This window comes from Ciceribacter sp. L1K23 (genome assembly GCF_018122705.1).
Classification (GTDB): Bacteria; Pseudomonadota; Alphaproteobacteria; order Rhizobiales; family Rhizobiaceae; genus Allorhizobium.
In genome coordinates this window covers 151,930-177,062 of sequence record NZ_JAGRRC010000001.1, presented here as the reverse complement: position 1 = coordinate 177,062, position 25,133 = coordinate 151,930, and the positions used below count along the sequence as shown (strand labels likewise).

Annotated in this window: 21 protein-coding genes; 5 read left to right on the top strand and 16 right to left on the bottom strand. The window is 58.6% G+C overall.

Going from position 1 to position 25,133, the window contains the following annotated elements; genetic code table 11:
* Window positions 1-9 precede the first annotated feature (9 nt).
* Together rocD and J5J10_RS00750 are read left to right on the top strand one after the other, a co-directional pair.
* Complete coding sequence (gene rocD, locus J5J10_RS00755) at window positions 10-1,215, top strand: ornithine--oxo-acid transaminase (RefSeq protein ID WP_211928410.1); 1,206 nt, start codon at window positions 10-12, stop codon at window positions 1,213-1,215.
* 201 nt (window positions 1,216-1,416) lie between these two features.
* Window positions 1,417-1,896 carry a chemotaxis protein CheW gene (locus tag J5J10_RS00750; RefSeq protein ID WP_208554358.1) on the top strand — a complete coding sequence of 160 codons (480 nt, stop codon included), beginning with the start codon at window positions 1,417-1,419 and terminating at the stop codon, window positions 1,894-1,896.
* Between the two features lie 76 nt (window positions 1,897-1,972).
* Here the strand turns inward: J5J10_RS00750 and J5J10_RS00745 are convergent, their stop codons facing one another.
* The 11 genes from J5J10_RS00745 to J5J10_RS00695 all read right to left on the bottom strand — a co-directional run bounded on the left by J5J10_RS00745 (window position 1,973) and on the right by J5J10_RS00695 (window position 15,918).
* Complete coding sequence (locus tag J5J10_RS00745) at window positions 1,973-3,625, bottom strand: OFA family MFS transporter (RefSeq protein WP_211928409.1); 1,653 nt, start codon at window positions 3,623-3,625, stop codon at window positions 1,973-1,975.
* 261 nt (window positions 3,626-3,886) lie between these two features.
* The gene (locus J5J10_RS00740) at window positions 3,887-5,905 is read right to left on the bottom strand and encodes a cache domain-containing protein (RefSeq protein WP_211928408.1); all 2,019 of its coding nucleotides are present in this window, start codon (window positions 5,903-5,905) and stop codon (window positions 3,887-3,889) included.
* Window positions 5,898-7,286, bottom strand: coding sequence for a sigma-54 dependent transcriptional regulator (locus tag J5J10_RS00735; RefSeq protein WP_349252027.1), 1,389 nt, complete (start codon window positions 7,284-7,286; stop codon window positions 5,898-5,900). The genes J5J10_RS00740 and J5J10_RS00735 overlap by 8 nt, the downstream gene beginning before the upstream one ends.
* Before the next feature lie 80 nt (window positions 7,287-7,366).
* Window positions 7,367-7,600 carry a formate dehydrogenase subunit delta gene (locus tag J5J10_RS00730; protein ID WP_208554361.1) on the bottom strand — a complete coding sequence of 78 codons (234 nt, stop codon included), beginning with the start codon at window positions 7,598-7,600 and terminating at the stop codon, window positions 7,367-7,369.
* Window positions 7,590-8,417, bottom strand: coding sequence for a formate dehydrogenase accessory sulfurtransferase FdhD (gene fdhD / locus J5J10_RS00725; protein ID WP_211931098.1), 828 nt, complete (start codon window positions 8,415-8,417; stop codon window positions 7,590-7,592). Before fdhD ends, J5J10_RS00730 begins: the two co-directional genes overlap by 11 nt.
* Window positions 8,418-8,490: 73 nt before the next feature.
* The gene (gene fdhF / locus J5J10_RS00720; protein ID WP_211928406.1) at window positions 8,491-11,373 is read right to left on the bottom strand and encodes a formate dehydrogenase subunit alpha; all 2,883 of its coding nucleotides are present in this window, start codon (window positions 11,371-11,373) and stop codon (window positions 8,491-8,493) included.
* A gap of 4 nt (window positions 11,374-11,377) precedes the next feature.
* Window positions 11,378-12,934 (bottom strand): NADH-quinone oxidoreductase subunit NuoF, encoded by a 1,557-nt coding sequence (locus J5J10_RS00715; RefSeq protein ID WP_211928405.1) that lies wholly within the window; start codon window positions 12,932-12,934, stop codon window positions 11,378-11,380.
* Window positions 12,931-13,410 carry a formate dehydrogenase subunit gamma gene (locus tag J5J10_RS00710; protein WP_211928404.1) on the bottom strand — a complete coding sequence of 160 codons (480 nt, stop codon included), beginning with the start codon at window positions 13,408-13,410 and terminating at the stop codon, window positions 12,931-12,933. Before J5J10_RS00710 ends, J5J10_RS00715 begins: the two co-directional genes overlap by 4 nt.
* A 104-nt stretch (window positions 13,411-13,514) precedes the next feature.
* A complete protein-coding gene (locus J5J10_RS00705) occupies window positions 13,515-14,408 on the bottom strand; it encodes a LysR family transcriptional regulator (protein WP_211928403.1) in 894 nt (297 codons plus the stop codon).
* 77 nt (window positions 14,409-14,485) lie between these two features.
* On the bottom strand, window positions 14,486-14,839 hold the full coding sequence (locus J5J10_RS00700; protein ID WP_208554366.1) for a metalloregulator ArsR/SmtB family transcription factor: 354 nt from the start codon (window positions 14,837-14,839) through the stop codon (window positions 14,486-14,488).
* A gap of 119 nt (window positions 14,840-14,958) precedes the next feature.
* Window positions 14,959-15,918: an L-lactate dehydrogenase gene (locus J5J10_RS00695; RefSeq protein ID WP_349252084.1), complete on the bottom strand. Its 960-nt coding sequence runs from the start codon at window positions 15,916-15,918 to the stop codon at window positions 14,959-14,961.
* A gap of 173 nt (window positions 15,919-16,091) precedes the next feature.
* On the opposite strand from J5J10_RS00695, the gene J5J10_RS00690 reads away from it, so the two are divergent.
* From J5J10_RS00690 to J5J10_RS00680, 3 genes are all read left to right on the top strand, one after another.
* Window positions 16,092-16,991: a LysR substrate-binding domain-containing protein gene (locus J5J10_RS00690; RefSeq protein WP_211928402.1), complete on the top strand. Its 900-nt coding sequence runs from the start codon at window positions 16,092-16,094 to the stop codon at window positions 16,989-16,991.
* A gap of 128 nt (window positions 16,992-17,119) precedes the next feature.
* Entirely contained in the window at window positions 17,120-18,337 is a 1,218-nt protein-coding gene (locus tag J5J10_RS00685) for a mandelate racemase/muconate lactonizing enzyme family protein (protein ID WP_211928401.1), read from the top strand.
* A 12-nt stretch (window positions 18,338-18,349) separates the two neighbouring features.
* Entirely contained in the window at window positions 18,350-19,963 is a 1,614-nt protein-coding gene (locus tag J5J10_RS00680) for a GMC family oxidoreductase N-terminal domain-containing protein (protein WP_211928400.1), read from the top strand.
* A 55-nt stretch (window positions 19,964-20,018) separates the two neighbouring features.
* On the opposite strand, the gene J5J10_RS00675 is transcribed toward J5J10_RS00680, so the two are convergent.
* The 5 genes from J5J10_RS00675 to J5J10_RS00655 form a co-directional block, all read right to left on the bottom strand.
* Window positions 20,019-20,426, bottom strand: coding sequence for a F0F1 ATP synthase subunit epsilon (locus J5J10_RS00675; RefSeq protein WP_211928399.1), 408 nt, complete (start codon window positions 20,424-20,426; stop codon window positions 20,019-20,021).
* Window positions 20,427-20,488: 62 nt separating this feature from the next.
* Window positions 20,489-21,952, bottom strand: a complete 1,464-nt coding sequence (gene atpD, locus J5J10_RS00670) for a F0F1 ATP synthase subunit beta (protein WP_211928398.1) — start codon at window positions 21,950-21,952, stop codon at window positions 20,489-20,491.
* A gap of 25 nt (window positions 21,953-21,977) precedes the next feature.
* On the bottom strand, window positions 21,978-22,862 hold the full coding sequence (locus J5J10_RS00665; protein ID WP_208554373.1) for a F0F1 ATP synthase subunit gamma: 885 nt from the start codon (window positions 22,860-22,862) through the stop codon (window positions 21,978-21,980).
* 29 nt (window positions 22,863-22,891) lie between these two features.
* Entirely contained in the window at window positions 22,892-24,421 is a 1,530-nt protein-coding gene (gene atpA, locus J5J10_RS00660; protein ID WP_208554374.1) for a F0F1 ATP synthase subunit alpha, read from the bottom strand.
* Window positions 24,421-24,987 (bottom strand): F0F1 ATP synthase subunit delta, encoded by a 567-nt coding sequence (locus J5J10_RS00655; RefSeq protein WP_211928397.1) that lies wholly within the window; start codon window positions 24,985-24,987, stop codon window positions 24,421-24,423. Before J5J10_RS00655 ends, atpA begins: the two co-directional genes overlap by 1 nt.
* Between the last annotated feature and the right edge of the window lie 146 nt (window positions 24,988-25,133).

Below are 25,133 nucleotides of genomic sequence, written 5' to 3'. Positions count from 1 at the left end.
GAGGTAACAATGTCTAACGCCGCACAACTCATCGCCACAGAACAACGCCTCGGCGCCCACAACTACAAGCCCCTCGATGTCGTTCTTTCTCGAGGCCAGGGTGTGCACGTTTGGGATACCGATGGGAAACGCTACCTCGATTGCCTTTCCGCCTATTCGGCTGTCAACCAAGGTCACTGCCATCCGAAAATCCTCTCCGCGCTGACCGAACAGGCCTCTAAGCTTACGCTTACGTCGCGCGCATTCAGGAACGATCAACTGGCGCTCTTCTACGAGGAGGTCGCCGCCTTGACTGGTTCGCACAAGGTCCTGCCCATGAATTCCGGCGCTGAAGCGGTCGAGACCGCGATCAAGGCAGTGCGCAAGTGGGGTTACGAGACCAAGGGCGTTCTGGAAAACAATGCCGAGATCATCGTATGCGGCGGCAATTTCCACGGTCGCACCCTCTCGGTGATCTCATTCTCTACCGATCCAGATGCGCGCCAGGGTTTTGGACCGTTTACACCCGGCTTCCGTGTCGTGCCGTTCGGCGACGCCGAAGCCTTTGCTATGGCCATTAGCGCTAACACCGTTGCCGCCCTCATTGAGCCAATTCAAGGCGAAGCCGGTGTTATCATTCCACCTGTGGGGTACTTTGAGCGGGTTCGCGAACTATGCACGGCCCACAACATCACACTCATTCTCGATGAAATCCAGACCGGCCTCGGGCGTACGGGGAAGCTGCTCGCGGAAGAACATGAAGGCATCGAGGCAGACGTCACACTGGTCGGCAAGGCATTGTCCGGCGGCTTCTATCCCGTTTCCGCGGTGCTCTCGAACTCGGAAGTGCTGGGCGTTCTCAAACCTGGCCAGCATGGCTCGACCTTCGGCGGAAATCCGTTGGCCTGCGCGGTCGCTCGCGCGGCACTTAAGGTGCTTGTCGAGGAAGACATGATCGGCAATGCGGAACGCATGGGTGCTTACTTCCTAGAGGGTCTTCGCCAGATCCGGTCCAACGTTGTCAAGGACGTCCGTGGACGTGGCCTGATGCTGGCGGTTGAACTGGTTCCGGAAGCAGGCGGCGCGCGCTCCTATTGCTACGCACTGAAGGATCGCGGCTTGTTGGCGAAGGACACACATGAGAACACCATTCGTCTAGCGCCACCATTGGTTATTGAGAAAGACCAGATCGACTGGGCCCTGCAGCAAATCGAGGCAGTACTCGTCGCGGCCTAGGCAATCATTTATTTTAGAAATCGTGAATTTCCGGAACGAGATTTAGATTTAAGCAACACTCTTTCGCCATAGTGTCTGGAGTTCGATCGGAAGTCCGCTTGGCCGCACGGCCCAGGTCGCCGGCTCGAAGCATTTTTCGCCGATGTAGTCCGCGACGGAAGGTCCGGTCAGCAGGGCGCAGCAAAGTTGGGAAGAAGTTTTATGGCGACGACGATCAACTCGACCAATTTCGGTGGCGATTCTCTCGAGATCATTGCATTCCGGCTGCACGATCAGGAATTCTGCGTGAAGACCACGACCATCCGAGAAATTCGCGGATGGGCACCGAGCACCCCGCTCCCGCACGCACCAAAGGACGTGATCGGTGTCATGAACCTTCGCGGCTCGGTCATTCCGATCATCGACCTTGCCTTCAAGCTCGGCATGAAGAGCACAGTCGCGAACGAGCGCTCTGCGATCGTAGTCGCCGAAGTCCACAATATGGTTATCGGCATGCTGGTCGATCGGGTGTCTGATATCCTGACCATCCCCGCCTCCCAGGTTCAGCCTGTTCCGGAAGTCTCCGCCTCCTTCGACAAATCCTTCTCCGAAGGCATTATCGCCAACGAGAACGGCATGATCTGCTTCCTGAATCTCTCCAAGATGTTCAAGGGTACAGAGATCGAGGAAATGGCGGCCTGATACCGTCGGAATCAATGGAAAAGAAACGAGAAAAGCGGCCTTGCGGCCGCTTTTCTGCTTTCACATCACTTCGGTTTCACCCGAACAGCACCAAGCTGCTCTTCAGCGTCACCCATACACCCCACAGCAAAGGAACTCCGACGACCGCCCACGCGAGCAGGGCCGGTCCTGTGAGACCACCCTTGCCGATACCGAAGGAGCCTGTAGGCCCGGCATTGGCTGCAGCCGTCTTCGCCTGCAAGGCCGCGACTTCCTCTTCCGACATGAACCATTTTTGCGGAAGCGGACGGATAAACGCGTTGGCGACGAGGCCAAGGGCGAGCATACCGGCGAGGATATACATCGTACCGGTGTAGAGTTCAGGCCCCGGAGCAACACCGGCGGAAATTTGAGCCTCGCGGATGTAGTTCACGACGACCGGACCGACAATACCCGCCGTTGCCCATGCCGTCAGCAGGCGGCCATGGATAGCCCCGACGAACTGCGTTCCGAAGATATCTGCCAGATAGGCGGGGATGGTCGCAAAACCGCCGCCGTACATAGACAGGATTATGCCGAAGGCCAGCACGAACATCGCCTTCGAACCGAGATCAGCAAGTGTCGGAGCCGCTGCATAGAGCACGATCCCGAGAATGAAGAACGTGTAATAGGTGTTCTTTCGCCCGATCTTGTCGGAGAGCGAAGCCCAGAAGAATCGCCCACCGATGTTGAAAAGCGAAAGCAAGCCTGTAAACCCGGCTGCAATCGCCGCGATCTGACCTTTCTGCGCCGTATCGAGCTGCGAGAAAGTCAGGTCTGGGAGACCGATCAGCGAACCCGCGAAAATCTCCTGCAGCATCGGCGAGGCCATGCCGATGACGCCGATGCCAGCTGAGACGTTAAGGCACAACACAGCCCATATAAGCCAGAACTGGGGTGTCTTGTGTGCGTCGCGCAGATGGACGTGACCATGGGTGATCATGGAAGACGCCTGAACCTTTGGCGTCCAACCCTCCGGGCGCCAACCAGCCGGCGGAATGCGGTAACCGAACGCTCCGCCCATCATGAAAATAAAGTAGATGATAGCCATCACGACAAAGGTCTGCCACACGCCAACAGTGAGGTCCGTGCGGAAATATCCCATGAGGATGTTGGCGAGCGGTGCTCCAATCATCGCGCCACCACCGAAGCCCATGATGGCCATGCCGGTGGCCATGCCGCGGCGGTCTGGGAACCACTTGATCAGCGTGGATACCGGCGAGATGTAGCCGAGACCGAGGCCCACACCGCCAATGACGCCAGCACCGAGCCACATCAGCCACAACTGATGTGTCATGACGCCCATCGCCGCGACGAGAATGCCGCCACACCAGCAGCAGGCGGCCACGAAGCCGGCCTTGCGCGGACCGGCACGCTCAAGCCAGCCACCCCAGATAGCAGCCGAGCAACCAAGAAGAACGAAAAACAGGGTATAGATCCAGCCGAGATCGGCCACGCGCCAGTTGCAGTCTGTCGTAAAAAGCGCTCCTACCAGTGTGAGGCTGGCGCAGCTTTCGGGTGCACTCGGCAGCGCCTTCGACAAGGGCAGCCAGAAAACGGAGAACCCATAGGCCATGCCGATGCAGAGATGGATGGCCAAAGCCGCTGGTGGCACGAGCCACCGGTTGAAACCGGGTTTCGCAATAATTCGTTCCCGGTCGAGGAGGCCGCCACCATAGCCGCCCGCCAAAGTTTCCGTGGTAACCGTCATTTACACTCTCCTTGGATACATCGCTTTGCGATGATCTTCTCCCTCTCCCGTCCCGTCACAATCTTCCCCTGACCGCAGGACGGGCCCCGCTCGGAACGGCCCTAGAAAACAAAGTCACCGTACCCCGTGAGCAGGTGAGCTGTTAAATGCAACCCATGTGCCAGTAGCGAACTAAAACTTTTTCAATAACTTCGGGGAAGGAGATCAGCTACATCGGACAAGATGTCCGGAATTTCAGGACAAATTGTCCTTTGTCAAACGCTAAGAAGCTTCCGGAAGCCAGATGGTAAAGACTGTACCCCTACTCGGCGAACTGACGACGGATAGGGAACCTCCCTGACGGTTCACCAGTGTCTGGCTGATTGAGAGACCAAGACCGGTTCCGTCCCGGCGTTTGGTCGTAAAGAAAGGATCAAAGATTTTCCCGATCACATCGTGCGGAATGCCGACACCGTCATCGACGACATCAATCGCTATTCCCCACCGTCCGGCACGTTCCTCATCTCGACTAACAAGGCGAAGCGTGCCGCCATTCGGCATCGCATGCAGGGCATTCACGATAAGATTGACCAAAACCTGCTGCAGTTCCGTTCTGTTCATCAGAATGAGTCGCGTGGCCTGATCATCACGGACGATGGCTATCTCCGCACGATTGAGGAGGTGGTGAACGAGCGGCAGGCAATCTGTAATAACCTCGGCAACCGTATGCCTTTCGACATAGCCAGCGTACTCCTCCGGTTTTGCGAATTGCAGGAGCTTCATGACGATCTGGCTGACACGATGGATCTGCTCGTCAATCAGGCGCAGTTCCGTCGCAACATCATTCGCCGCTTCGCCGATAACGCTGCGCACCACTTCCAGGTTGCCCTGCATCACCGCGATCGGATTGTTGATTTCGTGGGCGACACCCGCCGTGATCTCGCCGATGGCGGCAAGCTTTTCGGACATAATCAGTTGTTTGGTTGTCGCCTCAAGCTGCCGGTTAGCAAGCTCGAGATCCCTTGTCCGCTCCGAAACCCGGTTGTTGAGTTCGTCATTCCAGGCCCTGAGTTCCGCATCGCGCTGCTGGAGTTGATCGAGCAGGTGGTCAAGATGGGCGGCGACGATACCTATTTCATCCCGTGCCCTTCCAAGACCGGTCCTGGCGCCAAGATCGCCAGCCTCCACTTTTTCGATCGTGGCCGTCATACGTTCGAGTGGCTTAAAGATCGCTCGTGCCCAGCGCAGGAAGATGGGAACCGTCACAATGGTCACCACAAGAAACGCAACGAAGATGCCGAGAAGCGTCTCGGTCTTTGCCCTGGTGAACGGCGCCTCTAGGAAACCGACATACAGCATGCCGACGCGCCGCCCATGGCTGTCGCTGATTGGCTCGTAAGCGGAGACATACCAGTCGTTCACGACAAATGCGCTGTCGAGCCAGGTTTGGCCCTTGCCGAGAACGGCGTTGCGCACCACCTCCGACACACGGGTACCGAGAGCGCGCGTGTCTTCAAACAATCTCACATTGGTGCTGACCCGCACGTCATCGAGAAACAGGGTCGCAGTGCCGCGACTGTCTTCGGGAAGGCTGGCTTCGCGATAGACAAGATCATTGATGGTATCGATGAAAACGAGATTCCGGTTGAGCAGGATGCCACCGACGACAATGCTTTCGCCCATATCGGGGAGATACACCGGACTGGCGGAATGCACGATCATTCCCCGGTTTTCGACAGTTCTATCGGTAGGGGATGCGTTTGGTGTTGGGACAAGAGAAACCTGGGCGCGGTCCGCAAGGTCCGCGGAAATCGCCTCCAACTCGTTAGGGCCCATGACATCGATGGCTGTGCTGGCCTTGCCCGAGAACGCCGAAATTCTGACGGGCCAGTCGGTACTGACGGTCGGCCTGCCGGTCGTCAACGAAGTGCCGATCACGCGACCCTGTCTATCGATGACAAGCAGGAAATCCAGGCCCAATCGCTGCTGACTGTCGGCGAGGAAACGGGCGAGCGTGCCATTGTCAGAATTAGCTGCTTCGAGAAACGCGACCGATCCGGCCAATGACTGGAGATGCTCTCCGGTGTTTTCCAGAATTCGGGAGAGATACTGGTGGGCGATTGTCAGGTCGCCATTGACCTTTGATGTGAGCAGTGCATCAAACTTGTCTTCCCAGCGCGCGATGGTCACTAGCAAGAGGATTGGCAGGACCACGAACATCGGCAGCAGGGCGATCGCGAGCAGCCGGACACGAATTGACCCGGGACCAGACCCGCCCGTTTTCGCTTCGATCTCAGCCATTCCAAGCCGTGAGCTTTCGGTCTATGGTCTTGCGAGAAATCCCCAAAGCCTGCGCGGCGGCTTCCCGATTTCCGGCATGGCTCCGCAGGACCGAAAGAATATGCTGGCGCTCTATGTCATCGAGTGTTCCCATTGTGCGAGGCACAGGGATCGTGTCGCGTCCGAAATCATCGGGGAAGCGCCCGAGGATGAGCGACCGTTCAATCAGGTTGCGGAGCTCTCTCACATTTCCCGGCCACGAATATGCCGCAAGACCGGCTTCCACCTCCGCCGTGATGGGCACGACCGGCATTCCGAGCTGCCGTGAAAGCTTTGCCATGAACAGTTGAGCAAGCTCGATCACGTCGTTGCCCCGCTCACGCAGCGGTGGCAGCGGCAACTGCATCACGTTGATGCGATAGAAGAGGTCTGCTCTGAATCTGCCCTCCTGAACCAATTGCTCAAGCTTGGCATTGGTCGCAAAGACAAAACGCAGATCGACAGGGACCTCGCGCTCCGCGCCAACCGGCCGAACGCGGCGATCCTCGATGACACGCAGCAGCTTCGACTGCGTTGCCAACGGCATTTCACCGATCTCGTCAAGAAACAACGTCCCTCCTTGCGCATGGAGGAACAGTCCGTCGCGGCGGGCCTCCGCACCGGTGAAGGCGCCGCGCACATGACCGAACAGCTCTGACTCGATGACATCAGGCGGAATGGCAGCGCAATTGACGGGTACGAAAGGCTTGGATGCTCGGTCTGACAGCGCGTGGAGAGATCGAGCAGCGACCTCTTTTCCGGTACCGGACTCACCCGTGATGAGTACAGTGGTCGGCAAGGGAGCGACCCGGGCGATCGTCTGCCGCACGTCCTGAATGCTCGCCGACCCGCCAATCAGCTTGTCGCGCAACAGGATATGATCGGCCGCAGCCCTGAGCTCATAGCGAAGAACAAAATTTTCTCGTTGCAGCCGGACCCTGTCCAGGCAACGCGCAACCGCGTTGAGCATTTGGTTCGACCTGAACGGCTTGAGCACGAAATCCACTGCACCCGCCCTCAAGGCCTGGATGGCTGTTTCCAGGTCCGCATAAGCGGTCATCAGGATTGCGTCGGCAAAGAAGCCGATGGAACGCTGCTCGTTCAACCAATCGACGCCGTTCTTGCCAGGCATGATATTGTCGAGGATGACGACGTCGAAATGCCGCTGGTCTAGCTTGCGGGTCGCCTCCTCGGTATCTGCGGCCTCGTCGAGATGCTTGCAGCGGGGGCCGAGAGTGCGCAAGAGGAAGTTGCGCATGCCAGGTTCGTCGTCAACCACCAGAATGCTAGCCTGGGCGAGCCATGGCCCGAATTCCGGATCATGATCTGCATTCAGCTCGGCTCTTGAGGTTTCCGCCCTCACCTCGACATCCGCTCCTCGATATCTATTTTTGTTATCAATAGCAGAGACGGCGGCGAAAGCCACCATCAGCGGTTCCGCTCTCAGGCGTCGATGGGACGCTTGATCAGCCTGGCTGCATCGAGCACGAGCGGTCTCAGGCCTTCGCCACCCGCATCGATATGTTCGAAGAGATGGCGCCGCATCCGTGGTTCCCAGAACTTATTGATATGTGTCGCAACTCCATCGGCCCGTACCGCCTCCGGTTGGGACTCGAAGAAGGTGGCGATCTGGTTCGCCATACGGATCAGTTTCTCATGTGTCTGGTCATGCGACATGAGCGGATGCTCCCTCGGAAATGCGGTCGGCTCTGGTGAAAATCTCGAACTCTTCGCCCCGCACTATGCCAACCAGGGTTATGCCGGCGGTTTCCGCCGTTTCGATTGCAAGCGCGGTCGGCGCGGAGATGGCGAGCAGGATGGGCGAACCAAGTGCGGCGGTTTTCTGGACCATCTCGACCGAAAGCCGACTGGTAACAACGACGGCGCCATCGTGCCCGGCACGTCCCTGCCTGAGCACCGCACCGCTAAGCTTGTCGAGTGCGTTGTGCCGTCCGACGTCTTCCCGAACCGCGACGAACCCTTCACCCGGAATATAGAATGCGGCCCCGTGAACCGCGCGGGTCTGGCGGTTCAGCACTTGCAGATCACTGAGCATTTGCGCGGCTTCGGCAACTTGGCGAGGTGAAAGGATCAACGATGGCGAGCCGATGAGCTCAACTGAACGGGTCGCCTGCTCAATCGATTCGATGCCGCAGAGCCCACAACCCACTGGACCCGCCATCCGGCGACGGCGCGCAGTCAAAGCGTCCGCGTTGGCATCACGTAGCTCGACCTGAACATCAATACCGCCGCCCGCTTCGAGCGGTTCGACCGCCAGGATATCGCCCGCTTCCCGTATAATCCCTTCGGCAAGCGAGAACCCATATGCAAAGTCCTCGATATCAGCGGGGCTCGCCATCATCACTGCATGTGTCGTTCCGCCATAGGAAAATGCAATCGGCACCTCTTCCGGCACCATCCGACTGGCCGAACCGAAGAAGCCCGTCCGTTTCTGTACTGTCTGAACAGAGCGGCTGGTGCGCTGGTCGCTGATCACGTCTCGAACCCTAGCCTCTTCGTTTTATTCTATCACCCTGCACAAAGAGGGAGAGCTTCCCAATGCAGCACTATTCCGCAGCCTCCAGCTTTCCGACAATCCGACGCGACCGGCGTGCGAGATCGTCATAATCCTGCTGCCATTCAGTCGGACCATTGGACGGCGACACCTGGACTGCGGTCACCTTGTATTCCGGACAGTTGGTGGCCCAGTCGGAATAATCCGTCGTGATTACGTTGGCCTGCGTATCGGGATGATGGAACGTCGTATAAACGACTCCCGTTGCCACCCGGTCCGTGATGAGTGCCCTCAATGTCGTCTCGCCCGAACGACTCGCCAACTTGATCCAGTCACCGTCCTTGATGCCACGTTGTTCGGCATCATGCGGGTGGATTTCCAGTCGGTCCTCGGAGTGCCAGACAACGTTCTCGGTCCGTCGGGTCTGGGCGCCGACATTGTACTGAGACAGGATGCGGCCGGTCGTCAGCAGAAGCGGGAAACGCGGCCCCGTACGCTCGTCGGTCGCCACATATTCCGTGCGGATGAACTTGCCCTTGCCGCGCACGAAACCGTTGACGTGCATGATCGGGGAACCTTCTGGGAACTTCTCATTGCACGGCCACTGAACGGACCCCATTTTCTCAAGATAGTCATAGGATACACTGGCGAAGCTCGGCGTCGTCGCGGCGATTTCATCCATGATCTGCGACGGATGGGTATATGCCCAGTCAAGTCCCAGCGCCTGTGCCAGCTTCTGGGTCACCTCCCAGTCGGCATAGCCGTTTTTCGGGCTCATCACCTTGCGGACCCGGTTTATGCGACGTTCCGCGTTTGTGAAGGTGCCGTCCTTCTCCAAGAAGGTCGACCCTGGAAGGAAGACGTGCGCATAGTTCGCGGTTTCGTTCAGGAAGAGATCGTGAACCACGACGCATTCCATCGCAGCAAGACCGGCGGACACGTGTTTCGTATCTGGATCGGACTGAAGGATATCCTCGCCCTGAATGTAAATGCCCTTAAACGTGCCTTCGACGGCGGCATCCAGCATGTTCGGAATGCGCAGTCCCGGCTCGTTGTTGAGCTTAACGCCCCACAGCTTCTCGAAGATGTCGCGCGTCGCATCATCAGAGATATGGCGGTAGCCGGGCAATTCGTGCGGGAACGAACCCATGTCACAAGAACCCTGCACATTGTTCTGGCCGCGCAACGGATTTACGCCGACACCGGGGCGGCCGATATTGCCAGTCGCCATCGCCAGGTTCGCGATTGCCATGACAGTCGTCGAGCCCTGGCTGTGCTCGGTAACGCCGAGCCCATAGTAGATCGCGCCGTTGCCCCCAGTCGCGTAGAGACGCGCGGCACCACGAACGAGATCTGCCGGAACACCCGTGAAGCTCTCCGTAGTTTCCGGGCTATGCTGCGGATCGGCCACGAAGGCTGCCCAGTCCTCGAACTCCGACCAGTCGCAACGCTCCCGAATAAAGGCTTCGGCAAAGAGACCCTCGGTCACGATGACATGCGCCAGTGCCGTCATGACCGCAACGTTAGTACCAGGCTTCAGAGGTAAGTGATACGCGGCTTCGATATGCGGACTGCGGACAATGTCCGTGCGGCGCGGATCGATGACGATCAGCTTCGCACCCTGGCGCAACCGTTTCTTGAGGCGCGAGCCAAAGACGGGATGGCCGTCGGTAGGATTGGCGCCGATGACGACAACCACGTCCGCGTGTTCGACGGAATCGAAATCCTGCGTGCCTGCCGACGTGCCGAAAGCCTGTCCGAGACCATAACCGGTCGGGGAGTGACAGACGCGGGCGCAGGTGTCCACGTTGTTGTTGCCGAAGCCCGCACGGATCAATTTTTGGACGAGGAAAGTTTCCTCATTGGTGCAGCGTGATGAGGTAATACCGCCAACAGACTCGCGGCCATACTGGTACTGGATGCGCTTGAACTCCGACGCTACGTGCGCAAACGCTTCGTCCCAAGTCACCTCACGCCACGGATCGGATATCTTCTCGCGGATCATCGGATTGAGAATCCGCTCCTTGTGGCTTGCATAGCCATAGGCGAACCGCCCCTTGACGCAGGAGTGCCCACGATTGGCCTTGCCATCCTTGTAGGGCACCATGCGGACGAGTTCCTCGCCACGCATTTCCGCCTTGAACGAACAGCCGACACCGCAATAGGCGCATGTGGTAACGACCGAGTGCTCCGGCTGCCCGATCTGGATCACCGACTTTTCCGTAAGGGTCGCGGTGGGGCAGGCCTGAACGCAGGCACCGCAGGACACGCACTCCGATTCGAGGAAATGCTCGTGCATGCCTGGCGACACGCGGCTGTCGAAACCTCGACCCTCGATCGTCAGCGCGAACGTGCCCTGCACCTCTTCGCAGGCACGTACGCACCGGGAGCACACGATGCATTTGGAAGGGTCATAGGTGAAATACGGGTTCGACTCGTCCTTTGGCATCCAGCGAGCGTTGATCTCGCCGACACCGTCCCGCGCTTTCACATGATTGTCGCCCTCGTAGCCATAGCGCACGTCGCGCAAGCCGACCGCTCCTGCCATGTCCTGAAGTTCGCAGTCGCCATTGGCGGCACAGGTCAGACAGTCAAGCGGGTGATCGGATATATAGAGTTCCATCACGCCCTTGCGGATCTGCTTCAGCCGTTCCGTTTGAGTGTGGACAACCAGGCCGTTCGCGACCGGTGTGGTACAGGAGGCCGGAGTGCCGTTGCGTCCCTCGACCTCCACCAGACAGAGACGGCATGACCCGAAAGCATCCACCATGTCGGTGGCACAGAGCTTGGGCACCTGGATGCCGGCTTCCATTGAAGCGCGCATGATCGAGGTGCCTGCGGGCACGGAAACCTGCCGGCCGTCGATGGTCAGTGTTACAGTCTCTGAAGACTTCGAGGCAGGGGTGCCGTAATCAATTTCAGGAACGAGAGCCATTGTCTTACTCCGCCGCTTCAATGAGGGGGGTTGGGGCAAAATCTTCCGGAAAATGCGTCATCGCGCTCATCACCGGATAGGGCGTAAAGCCGCCCAACGCGCAAAGCGATCCAAACTTCATCGTATTGCAGAGATCGGCAAGCAGCGCCCTGTTTCGCTCCGGCTCGATACCCGCTGCGATCCGCTCGACGGTCTCGACGCCACGCGTCGAGCCGATACGACAGGGCGTGCACTTGCCACAACTTTCGACGGCGCAGAACTCCATGGCAAAACGCGCCTGTTTCAGCATATCCGCGGTGTCGTCGAAAACAACGACGCCCGCGTGACCAATCAGGCCATCCTTCGCGGCGAAGGCCTCATAGTCGAACACGGTGTCGAAAAGGGACGGGGGAAAATAGGCGCCGAGCGGTCCGCCGACCTGAACGGCTTTGACCGGGCGGCCCGACAGGGTCCCGCCACCAATATCGTAAATGAGTTCGCGCAGAGTCACACCAAACGCCGTTTCGTAGAGACCACCATGCTTGATGTTGCCAGCGAGCTGGATCGGTATAGTTCCGTGCGAACGGCCCACGCCGTAATCGCGATAGAACTGCGCCCCCCGGTCCATGATCACCGGAACGGAGGCAAGCGAGATGACGTTGTTGACCACGGTCGGGCGACCGAAGAGACCCTGAAGCGCGGGCAGCGGCGGTTTGGCCCGGACTATCCCGCGCTTGCCCTCAAGGCTGTTCAGCAACGAGGTCTCCTCGCCGCAGACATAGGCGCCCGCACCCATGCGCACCTCGATATCGAACGAGTAGGCCGAACCGAGGACCGATGGCCCGAGGATATGCTCGCGGCGGGCGATCTCGATTGCCGCCTGCATGGTTCGTACGGCGTGCGGATATTCCGAACGGGTGTAGATGTAGCCTTTGGTCGCCCCGGTCGCGATGCCGGCGATCGCCATTCCCTCGATCAGAACAAAGGGATCGCCTTCCATGATCATCCGGTCGGAGAACGTACCGCTGTCGCCCTCATCCGCATTGCAGACGATGTATTTCTGCGGTCCAGCAGCATCGGCGACCGTCTTCCACTTGATGCCGGTTGGAAAGCCAGCACCACCGCGTCCGCGCAGACCACTATCGGTCACTTGCTTGACGATATCGGCAGGCGTCATCGCCACAGCCTTCTCCAAGCCCTTGAGGCCCTGATAATGGCGATAGTCCGAAAGCGAGAGCGGATCTGTCACTCCACAACGGGAGAAGGTCAAACGGGTCTGTCGCGCCAGGAAAGGAATATCCTTAGTCTGGCCGCAGGACAGTACATGCTCGGCACCATCGAGGAACCCCGCTTCGAAAAGACCGGCCACGTCGGACACTTTGACAGGACCATAGGCAAGCCGCTGATGATCGGTTCTAACTTCCACCAACGGCTCAAGCCATAACATGCCACGCGAACCGTTGCGCACGATGGTGACGTCGAGACCGCGAGCCACTGCCTCTTGCTCGATCGCTTTCGCGACCTTGTCGGCGCCGACGGCGATTGCTGCAGCATCACCCGGAACAAAAACGACCACGCTCATCGGCGTACCTCGCCGGCTATGTCGGTAAGACAGTCTTCGTCAAGCCGCGCGATCGGCTGACCGTCGAGCATGCAGGCCGGCGCCATGGCGCACAAGCCGAGACAGTAGACTGGTTCTACCGTCAAGGCATTGTCGGGGGTTGTTCCATGCCAGTCGACACCAAGTCTAGCCAGAAGTGTTGCGGCAAGTTGTTCGCCACCCATCGACTGACACGCCTCGGCCCGACAGAGCTTGAGCACATGTCTACCGGTCGGCTGAGCGCGAAAGTCGTGATAGAAACTGATCACACCGTGCACTTCGGCTCGCGAAAGGTTCAACTCGCCCGCAATAATAGGCTTCGCTTCTTCGGGAATATACCCAAATGCGTCCTGAATGGCATGAAGGATTGGCAGAAGCGGGCCTTCGAGGTGACGAAGATCATCGATGATCGCACGGATCTGCGAGGAAACACTTCCCGCCGTCGTCCTGATATTCATGTCCAGCCCTCCCAAACCGACATGCGACAAGCATGGTTTTAAGAAGATATCGCAGGAGGTCGCTGGTCAATAATGCTATATCGTCAATTGATAGAAAAAATCTATCAAAAGACTTCCCGCTCCGCCACTCTGCGCGCCTCATGCAACAACGCGGAAACGAGGGGGGTATACGGCTCCCGATGTGTCGCAACCACACCAACCGTATGTTCAGCGTCGGGTTCGACAATCGGAATCATCTGTATTTGAGATGGAAAACCAAAGGCTTCCGCTACATTCCGTGGCATTATCGATGCCCATCGACCCGTCCTTATGTGCGAGAACAGAACGATCATGGAGTTCGATTCGAGTGTGGGCTTGGGTATCACCCCGGCTTCCGCCATATGCTGGTTGATAATGCGACGGTTCTGCATATCGGCGGTCAATAGACAAAGCCGAAGGTCGGACACCTCCCGCCATGTCACCGATTGTCGATCAGCCAATGGTGCGCCGGCGGCGGTTATGAGGTGATAACGTTCAGAGTAAAGGGGTACCGACGTCACGCGGCCGAGGGGTTCATTGTCTAGGTAGGTGATACCGGCATCTATCTCGAGATTTTCCAGAAGACTCAGCACCTGAAGTGACGTGCGCGAAACGACTGAAAAGGTCACCTCGGGATGCTTATCCTGAAAGGGCTCCGTCAGTCGTGGCACCATGGCAAGCGCGGTGGGAATAACCGCGAGACGAATATGCCCGGCGAGACCGGTTCGCGCCGCCCGCATTTCCTCCCGCATCGTACGGGCGTCGCCGACAATTCGTCGCGCCCATTCCAGCACCCGCTGACCTTCGGGCGTAAGTCCCTGGAACCGCGACCCGCGTTGCACCAGAATCACGCCTAGCTGGTCTTCGAGTTGGCGGATCGCGGCCGACAGCGTGGGCTGCGTGATCCCGCAGTCCTCGGCCGCACGCCCGAAATGCTTTTCCCTGGCAAGGGCGATGAAAAACTCAAGCTTGTCGATCATCCGCCTGCCCCGTTACTAAACGAATCGGCCGCAAGCGCACTCGGCAGACCTTTGCCGATCAAGGGGCAGGCTGGACGTCATTGGCCGTCATCACCCGCATCGGGGGCACAGTAAATCCGGTAAAGGACGGAAACTACCTCCGTCACATTGGGATTTGCGATGGAATAGTAGATCGAACGGCCATCTCGTCGCGTTTTGACGAGTTGCTCAAGGCGAAGACGGGCAAGCTGCTGCGAAACGACAGCCTGCTGCAAGCCGAGAATCGATTCAATCTCGCTTACGGTCTTCTCTCCCTGACTGAGGATGCAGAGAATGAGGAGCCGTGTCTCGTGTGATAGCGCTTTCAGCAATTCGCTGGCGACACGCGCTTTTGACATGAAGCCGTCTATCTGTTCAGGCATCTGCGCCAAGTCGGGCTTTGCTGGGCTCATGAGATATCCGCGTTATACATAACTATTTCCCTATGTTTACCGGATTTCTGCACTCTTGTCCAATACCGCCAGTACCGGCAAGTCGATCCCGAGACAAGACGATTGACGAGAAGTGATCGCTAAAGAGGTACGGCGTCGGCACGCTCTTTCAACAACTCCGCACTTCGCCGCAGCGCCTGCCGTTCGTCGGCGTTCATGTCCGGGACCAGATCCGACAGGACGCCCTGCGCTCCAATAATGCGCGGGATCGACAGGGCAACATCTCGCACGCCTGCAACCTCCCGCGTTACCATGGAAACGGATAACACATCGCGTTGATCCTGCGCGATTGCTTTGACGATCCGCGCGAGGCCGGAGCCGATACCGTAGTAGGTCGATCCTTTGCCGCTTATTATCTTGTAGGCGGCGTTTCGCACACCATCGTCAATCTGATTGCGGATATCGTCGGTCAGAGGCCGGCCAACCTGCGACGCGAAAGACAGCAGCGAAACCGATCCGGCGCGTGCGCTTGACCAGCCCAACACCTCGCTATCTCCATGCTCCCCGAGGACATAGGCATGAACCGATTGGGGTGAAATGCCGAGATGGCGGCCGACGAGGCTTCGAAATCTGGCCGTGTCCAATATCGTACCCGAGCCGATGACGCGGCTGGCGTCGATACCCGAAAGACGAGTAGCAACCTGTGTCATGACGTCGACCGGATTGGTAGCAATAAGCAGGATGCAGCCGGGCGCAACATCAAGAACCCTGCCAACCACCTGCCGAAACACCGCCGCATTGCGGCCCAGCAATTCAAGCCGGGTCTCACCGGGTTTCTGGCTGACGCCGGCAGCCAGGATCACCACGCCCGCACCGTCGAGGTCTGCATATTGCCCCGCCCGAACCACCGTCGCCGAGAGAAAAGGCACAGCGTGTGAAATATCCTCGGCTTGCGCTATCGCCAAGGCATCATTCATATCGACCAGAACGATCTCATGCACAATGCCCAGCATAGCAAGGGCATATCCGGCAGCGCTGCCGACCATACCAGCACCTACGATTCCGACTTTCATCATTCGCTCCTTCGAGAAGAATTCCACCAAAACGGGCGTCGGCCGGATCCTACGGCTTGAATGTGTAAGTGTGTTCATCCCACAAGGCTACCTTGGAAACCAAGTGGCGGTTAGTGGAGTGCTCTGTTTTAATAACGCACAAGAGACTTCGGGCGAGGCAATCTGAAATGACAACGAGGAGACTTCCGGCACTTTCCGCCATGAAAGTGTTCGAGGTGGTAGGGCAGACCAGAAGCTTCACCAAGGCTGCGGAGCGTTTGAACCTGACACAGAGCGCCGTCAGCCGTCAGGTACGCAACCTGGAGGATCAACTCGGCGAACTCCTGGTGATAAGGCGACACCATCACCTAGAACTAACGCCTTCCGGCCTGGAACTTCTCGCCGCGCTTCGGCAGGCTTTCCACGATGTCGAAAGGACGGTTCGAAACATCACAGAGAAAAGTAACCGCAACAGACTGCGCATCAACGTCCCCCCCACATTTGCAAAGCGATGGTTAATGCCGAGGCTCGGCAAACTGCGCGCCTTCTTGCCGGATCTAGAAATCAGCATAACGACCGACCTGCAGGACAGCCTAACTGACCGCAGCGTCCTCGACTGCGCCATCCGCTTCGGCGACGGGGAATGGCCAACCCTCAATTCAGAACTTCTGATAACCGAGCGACACATTGCTGTCTGCGCTCCCTCTCTACTTGTCGGTCTCCCCGCGGAGACATTGCCAGACTTTTCGAGGCTCACGTTCCTTCATGTTCTGGCGGCAGCGGATCAGCGTTACCTAACGTGGCAGCGCTGGCTGGACGCCGCGGGTATGGCGAACACGGACACGGCAGGCGGCTTCGAGTTTGACCTGCTCGACATGGCGATCGAGGCTGCCTGCAATGGGCTCGGGGTCACCGTCGCTGACTGCCATATGGTAGCACCTCTGATGAATGAGGGTCGACTGGTACGCGTGATGGATGTCGAGATTGAAGGACACGAGTCCTATTGGCTCGTAACTCGCGCGGGTCAACGGGATCCGCAGAATGTCGCCGCTTTCCGGAAGTGGCTTGCTTCGGAGATAAAAAGCGAACCAACGGCGGTCAAACCCTTGGCCGCACCCTGAAGCATTCGCTTTTTGAATGATCACCCTGAGAATATCTCACTTGCGCTCAAGGCAGGCCTTGTTCCCATAATCGTGCAGTCGATGCCGCGAGAGGGCGCATCGGGATCATGCAATGCCGGGAGATACCGATGAAGATCGATTCGCTTGAAACGCACATTGTCGCCGTGCCACCACCCTACATCGGCGGAATGTACTGGATATTCGTCGAACTGGAGACGGCATGCGGCATCAGGGGTGTCGGCGAGATCTATTCGACCGCCTTCCATCCGACGGGACTGGTCCCGCTGATCGAAGACGTCTTCACGCGTTATCTGGAGGGGCATGATCCCCACCGCATCGAGCGGTTCTGGCGAGCAGCCTATTCGAGCGGTTTTACCCAGCGGCCGGACCCAACCATGATGGGGATCGTATCCGGGCTGGAAATCGCATGCTGGGACATCATCGGCAAGTCAGCCGGGCGCCCGGTGGCGGATCTTCTGGGTGGCGTCGTTCACGAGAAGCTGCGAGCATACACTTATCTCTATCCGAAAAACTCCGCAGGGGACTACGACTACAACGACCCGGACCTCGCCGCCGAAGAGGCCGTGCGTATGGTCGAGATGGGTTTCACGGCACTGAAGTTCGACCCCGCAGGCCCATACACCAACTATTCGGGACACCAGCTTTCCCTCGGCGTGATGGACCGATGCGAGGAATTCTGCCGCAAAATTCGTGCGGCGATCGGAAATCGCGCGGATATCCTCTTTGGCACCCACGGACAGATGGTCCCCTCGTCTGCAATCCGGCTCGCCAAGCGGCTTGAGAAATACGACCCGCTCTGGTTCGAGGAGCCGGTTCCCCCGGGCCAGGAGGCGGCGATGGCGGAGGTCGCCCGCGCGACATCCATACCCGTGTCCACCGGCGAGCGGCTGACGACGAAGTACGAGTTTCACCGCGTTCTGCAGGAGGGCGCGGCTTCAATCCTTCAAATGAACGTCGCCCGCGTCGGCGGACTTCTGGAGGCCAAGAAGATTGCGGGCATGGCGGAGGCCTTCTACGCGCAAGTCGCGCCGCATCTCTACAACGGCCCGATCGGGGCGGCGGCCAGCATCCAACTGTCGGCGGCGACACCCAATTTCCTGATCCATGAAGCGATCAAGGACTTCGGCGATTTTCATGGAAAGGTGCTGAAGACGAAATTGCAGTTCGAGGACGGTTACCTCATCCCATCAAGGGAGCCCGGCCTAGGCGTGGAACTCGACCACGAGCTCTTACGACAGCATACGCCCTATAGAGGAGAACGGCTGCACCTGCAGATGGCCGCAGAGCCGGCGGACGTCAAAACCTTCGTCCCGGCGAAAGGCTGAGCGGCGGCGGAAATGATCTACGACTTCATCATAGTCGGGGCCGGCTCCGCAGGCTGTATCCTGGCAAACCGCCTTTCGGAGAACGGCAGATACAGTGTTGTCCTGCTCGAGGCTGGCGGGAGAGACAATTCTTTTTGGTTCAAAATCCCGGTCGGCTACGCCAAGAGTTATTACAATCCATCGGTCAACTGGATGTATTGGACCGAGCCGGAGCCGGAGCTGGCTAATCGGCGTATCTACGTCCCGCGCGGCAAGGTACAGGGCGGTTCGGGATCAATAAACGCCATGGTTTTCGTCCGCGGTGCGGCAACGGATTTCAACGATTGGGCCGCAGCGGGAAATCCGGGCTGGGACTACGACAGTATCCTGCCGTACTTCAAAAGATTGGAGACGCATGCCGAAGGTGGTTCCGAATGGCACGGTGCAGACGGACCTATTCATGTAACGCCGATGCGCGGCAGCACGCACGCCGTTAGTGATGCCTTTCTTGCAGGCTGTAAGGAACTCGGGCTGCCGCTCAACGAAGATTTCAACGGGGCGACCATCGAGGGCGCAGGTGTTTACGACATCAACACGCGTCGAGGGCAAAGATCACACTCCAGCGCCGAATATCTTCGCCCGGCGCTGAGGCGCTCCAACCTCACCCTCGAGCATCATGCACACGCCCGCAGACTGCTCGTCGACAATCAGGGAAAAGTGGAGGGCGTTGAGGTGTCGCAGCGGGGCGAAGCACGCACCTTCAAGGCCCGGCGCGAGGTTATTCTCGCCACTGGTGCAGTCGGCACCCCGCAGCTTCTGCAGCTTTCAGGCTTCGGTGATGGAGCCCTTCTGTCGCGCCACGGTATCGAGGTGCGTCGAGAACTGCCCGCCGTCGGCCGAAACCTCCAGGATCATCTCTGTGCCAGCTTCTATTACCGCGCCAACTGCCCGACCCTGAATGGAAGTTTCGCAAGTCTCTTCGGCCAAGCCAGATTCGCTCTGCAATATCTGCTGACCGGACGGGGCCCCTTCGCAATGAGCGTAAACCAGGCCGGAGGTTTCTTTCGCGGTACGGCAACAGCGGCATGGCCGAACATCCAGCTCTATTTCAATCCGCTGTCATATCGCATCCCGAACAATCCGAAGGCGGGGCTTAAGCCTGAGCCCTATCCCGGCTTTCTCATTGCCTTCAATTCGTGCCGCCCCACAAGCCGCGGTGAGATCTACATCACATCGCCGGATGCGACGGTGGCGCCGGCAATAAGACCGGACTATCTTTCGACGGATCACGATATCGACGAGGTGCTGCAAGGCAGCCATCTGGTACGAAAGATCGCAGGGACCACGGCCCTGGGTACCGTAACAGAGGAAGAGGTCTCTCCGTCACCGGCAGTCGATACCGACGAAAAACTTGTCGACTACTTCAGAGCCAACAGTGGTTCGATCTATCACCTGTGCGGAACCTGCGCGATGGGTCCTGATCCGCAAGGATCGGTCGTGGATTCAAGACTGCGTGTTCACGGCGTGCCAGGTCTTCGGATCATCGATGCCTCCATCTTCCCCAATGTCACGGCGGGCAACATAAATGCGCCGACAATGATGGTCGCCGAAAAGGGCGCCGAAATGATCCTTCAGGATTGGCGCTGACAAAGAAAAAGCCGGACCAACGGCCCGGCTCATATTCACCAGCGACACGCCTGAATCAAGCGGGAATGATGACACCGTTGAGGTGCGTCAGCTCCGCCAGATATTGCTCAAGGCGGGTCTTATGCTCGTGATTGTCCGCCTTGTCGATCTCGGCCCTGGCGGCCTCGATCCGCTTCATCAACGTCTCGCGATTGATCTCGCTGAGCGGAACGGCAGATTCCGCAAGAAGGGTACAACCGGTCGGCAGGATGTCCGCAAAGCCGCCAAAAACGACATACTTTTGGACTTGGCCGGATGCAAGCTTCACCGATACAACGCCCGGCTTGATGGTCGTCATGGTTGGGGCATGATTGGCCATGACGGTCATTTCGCCTTCCGTAGCCGGAATGACGACTTCGCTCACCTTTTCGGAAAGCAGCAAGCGCTCGGGCGAAACGAGTTCAAAATTGAAATTGTCGGCCATGACTCTTCACTTTTTTAAAGGAGAAGGAGAGGCGCGCGTACAACGCGCGCCAAGCCTGTATATTAGGCGGCTTCTGCTGCCAGCTTCTTGGCCTTCTCGATAGCCTCGTCGATAGAGCCCACCATGTAGAAGGCCGCTTCCGGCAGATGGTCGTACTCGCCGTTAACAAGTCCCTTGAAGCCCTTGATCGTGTCTTCAAGTGCAACCAGCTTGCCCGGAGAACCGGTAAAGACTTCGGCGACGAAGAACGGCTGCGACAGGAAGCGCTCGATCTTGCGGGCACGGGCAACGGTCATCTTGTCCTCTTCGGACAGTTCGTCCATGCCGAGGATGGCGATGATGTCCTGGAGCGACTTGTAGCGCTGCAGCGTCGTCTGAACCTTACGGGCCACTTCGTAGTGCTCTTCGCCGACAACCATCGGGTCGAGCATGCGCGAGGTGGAGTCGAGCGGGTCCACGGCCGGGTAGATACCTTTTTCTGCGATCGAGCGCGACAGAACGGTCGTAGCGTCCAGGTGCGCGAACGACGTCGCAGGAGCCGGGTCGGTCAAGTCGTCGGCGGGAACGTAAATGGCCTGAACCGAGGTGATCGAGCCCTTGGTCGTGGTTGTGATGCGTTCCTGCATCTGACCCATGTCGGTGGCGAGCGTCGGCTGATAACCGACGGCCGAAGGAATACGGCCGAGCAGAGCGGACACTTCCGAGCCTGCCTGGGTGAAGCGGAAGATGTTGTCGACGAAGAACAGAACGTCCTGGCCCTGGTCGCGGAAGTCTTCAGCGATCGTCAGACCTGTCAGAGCCACGCGAGCACGAGCACCCGGCGGTTCGTTCATCTGGCCGTAAACGAGAGCGGCCTTGGAGCCTTCGCCACCGCCGTGCTTGTTGACGCCCGACTCGATCATTTCGTGGTACAGGTCGTTGCCTTCGCGGGTACGTTCACCCACGCCGGCGAAGACCGAGTAACCACCGTGCGCCTTGGCGACGTTGTTGATCAGTTCCATGATCAGAACCGTCTTGCCGACGCCGGCGCCGCCGAACAGGCCGATCTTGCCGCCCTTGGCATACGGAGCCAGCAGGTCGACGACCTTGATGCCGGTAACCAGGATCTGCGCTTCTGTGGACTGCTCGACGTAAGCCGGAGCTTCCTGGTGAATCGCGCGCTTGCCGGCCGTTTCAATCGGACCGGCTTCATCGACGGGCTCACCGATGACGTTCATGATTCGGCCGAGAGTTTCCTTGCCGACCGGAACGGAGATCGGGGCGCCGGTGTCGGCCACTTCCTGACCACGCACCAGACCCTCGGTCGAGTCCATAGCAATGGTGCGAACCTGGTTTTCGCCAAGGTGCTGTGCCACTTCCAGAACCAGACGGTTGCCCTGGTTGTCGGTTTCCAGTGCGTTCAGGATCGGGGGCAGTTCGCCTTCGAACGCCACGTCCACGACAGCGCCGATGACCTGTGTCACCTTGCCGAGAGCACCGGTTGCGGTCTTTGCCGCTTTTGATTTCGGGGTAGCTGCCTTAGCCATGTATCTTACCCTCTTTTCCTTAACCTCAGAGCGCTTCCGCGCCCGAAATGATTTCGATCAGTTCCTTGGTGATCTGCGCCTGACGCTGGCGGTTGTAGTTCAGCGTCAGCTTGTGGATCATCTCACCGGCGTTGCGCGTGGCGTTGTCCATCGCACTCATCTTAGCGCCCATTTCGCCAGCGACATTCTCGAGCAAAGCCCGGAAAATCTGCACGGAAATGTTTCGCGGAATGAGGTCCTCGAGAATTGCACCGGCGTCCGGTTCGTATTCGTAGATGGCCGCAGCGGATCCCTGAGCTTCGGCAGCAACTGGCCCGGCCGTCGCTGGGATCAACTGCTGTGCCGTCGGGATTTGGCTGATGACCGACTTGAACTCCGAATAGAAGAGCGTGCAGACGTCGAACTCGCCCTTCTCGAACATGGCGATGACCTTGCGAGCGATCGCGTCGGCGTTTTCAAAGCCGACCTTCTTCACATCACGCAACTCAACCCGTTCGATAATAAGCGGTCCGAATTCGCGGCGAAGGACATCGTAACCCTTCTTGCCAACGCAGAAGATCTTCACCGTCTTGCCGGCAGCCAGAAGCTTGCGGGCATGATCGCGCGCAAACCGAGAAATCGACGAGTTGAAACCGCCGCAGAGACCGCGCTCGGCGGTGCAAACAACGAGCAGATGCACGTCGTCCTTCCCGGTACCGGTCATCAGCTTCGGAGCACTGTCATCGCCGCCCACCGCCTGAGCGATGTTGGCGAGCACGGCACCCATCCGCTGCGAGTAAGGCCTGGCGGCCTCGGCCGCCTCCTGCGCACGACGCAGTTTCGCCGCGGCAACCATCTTCATCGCCTTGGTGATCTTCTGCGTCGCCTTGACGGAGGCGATCCGGTTTTTCAGATCCTTAAGTGAAGGCATCCGTTATCCGTCCCTGGCTTGAGCCTCGTTTACGAGAACGACTTGGAGAAAGCGTCGAGAGCCGCCTTCAGCTTGCCCTTCGTGTCGTCGCTTATCGCCTTGTCGGTTCGGATTGCGTCCAGAACTGCCTTGCCTTCCGAACGAAGGTACGTCAGCAGACCCTGTTCGAACTTACCGACATCGCTGACAGGCAGCTTGTCGAGATAGCCGTTCACACCGGCGAAGATAACCGCAACCTGCTCTTCAGTCTTGAGCGGAGAGAACTGCGGCTGCTTCAGGAGTTCCGTCAAGCGGGCACCACGGTTCAGCAAACGCTGGGTCGAGGCATCAAGGTCAGAGCCGAACTGGGCGAAGGCAGCCATTTCGCGATACTGAGCCAGTTCGCCCTTGATCGAACCTGCAACCTGCTTCATCGCCTTGATCTGGGCGGACGAGCCGACGCGCGAAACGGACAGACCGACGTTAACCGCCGGGCGGATACCCTGGTAGAACAGATCGGTTTCGAGGAAGATCTGACCGTCGGTGATTGAGATAACGTTGGTCGGAATGAACGCCGACACGTCGTTACCCTGGGTCTCAATGACCGGCAGAGCCGTCAGCGAACCGGCGCCACGCTCGTCGGAGAGCTTCGCGGCGCGCTCCAGCAGACGCGAGTGCAGGTAGAAAACGTCGCCCGGATAGGCTTCGCGGCCCGGCGGGCGGCGCAGCAGCAGCGACATCTGGCGGTAGGCCACGGCCTGCTTGGAAAGGTCGTCGTAACCGATCAGCGCGTGCTGGCCGTTGTCGCGGAAGTACTCGCCCATTGCGCAACCCGCGAACGGAGCAAGATACTGCATCGGAGCTGGATCGGAAGCGGTCGCCGCAACAACGATGGAATACTTCAGGGCGCCGCGCTCTTCGAGAACCTTCACGAACTGTGCAACAGTCGAACGCTTCTGACCGATCGCCACGTACACGCAAAACAGCTTGTCCTGGTCGGGACCGTTGTCGTGGATCGGCTTCTGGTTCAGGAACGTGTCGAGGATGATCGCGGTCTTGCCGGTTTGGCGGTCGCCGATGACGAGCTCGCGCTGACCACGACCGACCGGGATGAGCGCGTCGATGGCCTTGAGGCCGGTCGACATCGGCTCATGGACCGACTTGCGCGGAATGATGCCCGGAGCCTTAACGTCGACGCGTGCGCGCTGCTTGGCATTGATCGGGCCCTTGCCGTCGATCGGATTACCGAGCGCGTCGACAACGCGGCCAAGCAGTTCCGGACCGACCGGAACGTCCACGATGGCGCCGGTCCGCTTGACGGTGTCACCTTCCTTGATGTCGCGGTCAGAACCGAAGATAACGACGCCGACATTGTCGGTTTCGAGGTTGAGCGCCATGCCGCGGATACCGCCCGGAAACTCAACCATTTCGCCAGCCTGAACATTGTCCAGACCGTAGACGCGGGCAATACCGTCACCGACGGAAAGCACCTGGCCGACTTCGGACACTTCGGCTTCCTTGCCGAAGTTTTTGATTTGATCTTTCAGAATTGCGGAAATTTCCGCGGCGCGGATATCCATCAGCCAACCTCTTTCAGTGCAAGCTTAAGGGTGGAAAGTTTCGTGCGAAGAGACGTGTCGATCTGGCGCGAACCGACCTTTACGATCAGCCCACCCAGGATCGATGGATCGACTGTGACAGACACTGCCACGTCCTTGCCGGTCACGCCCTTCAGCGCGTCCTTCAATTCTTTTTCCTGCTCCGCAGTGAGCGCATGAGCAGACGTTACTTCAGCGGCGACCTCGCCCCGGTGACGCGCAGCAATCTGCCGATAGGCGGAGATCATACCAGAAACGGCAAACAAGCGGCGATTACCAGCGACCACCTTCAGGAAGTTGGCAACCATCGCGCCAAGACCAGCCTTTTCCGCCAAGGCGGAAATCGCGTTCAGTTGATCCTCGGCGGAAAACACGGGACTCAAAACGAGACGCTTCAGATCGTCGCTGGACTGGATCATAGCCTCAAAGCGACCGAGATCGGCGCCGACAGCATCGACGGCATTGGCTTCAAGCGCGAGCTCGAAAAGCGACGAAGCGTAGCGCTCGGCAACACCGGAAATGAGCTGGGATGTGTCTGCCACGGGCAAAATTTCCCTGTTTATGATCCAAGATTTCAAGTCGCCCCGCATGGACGACTTATGAACTTGAAATCGTTTGTTTTTCCCCCAGAAGCGCAGAGGTCTCCCTCTTGCGTTTTCCGAATTTCGCGGTCCGTCTAGCATAGGAAGTCTGG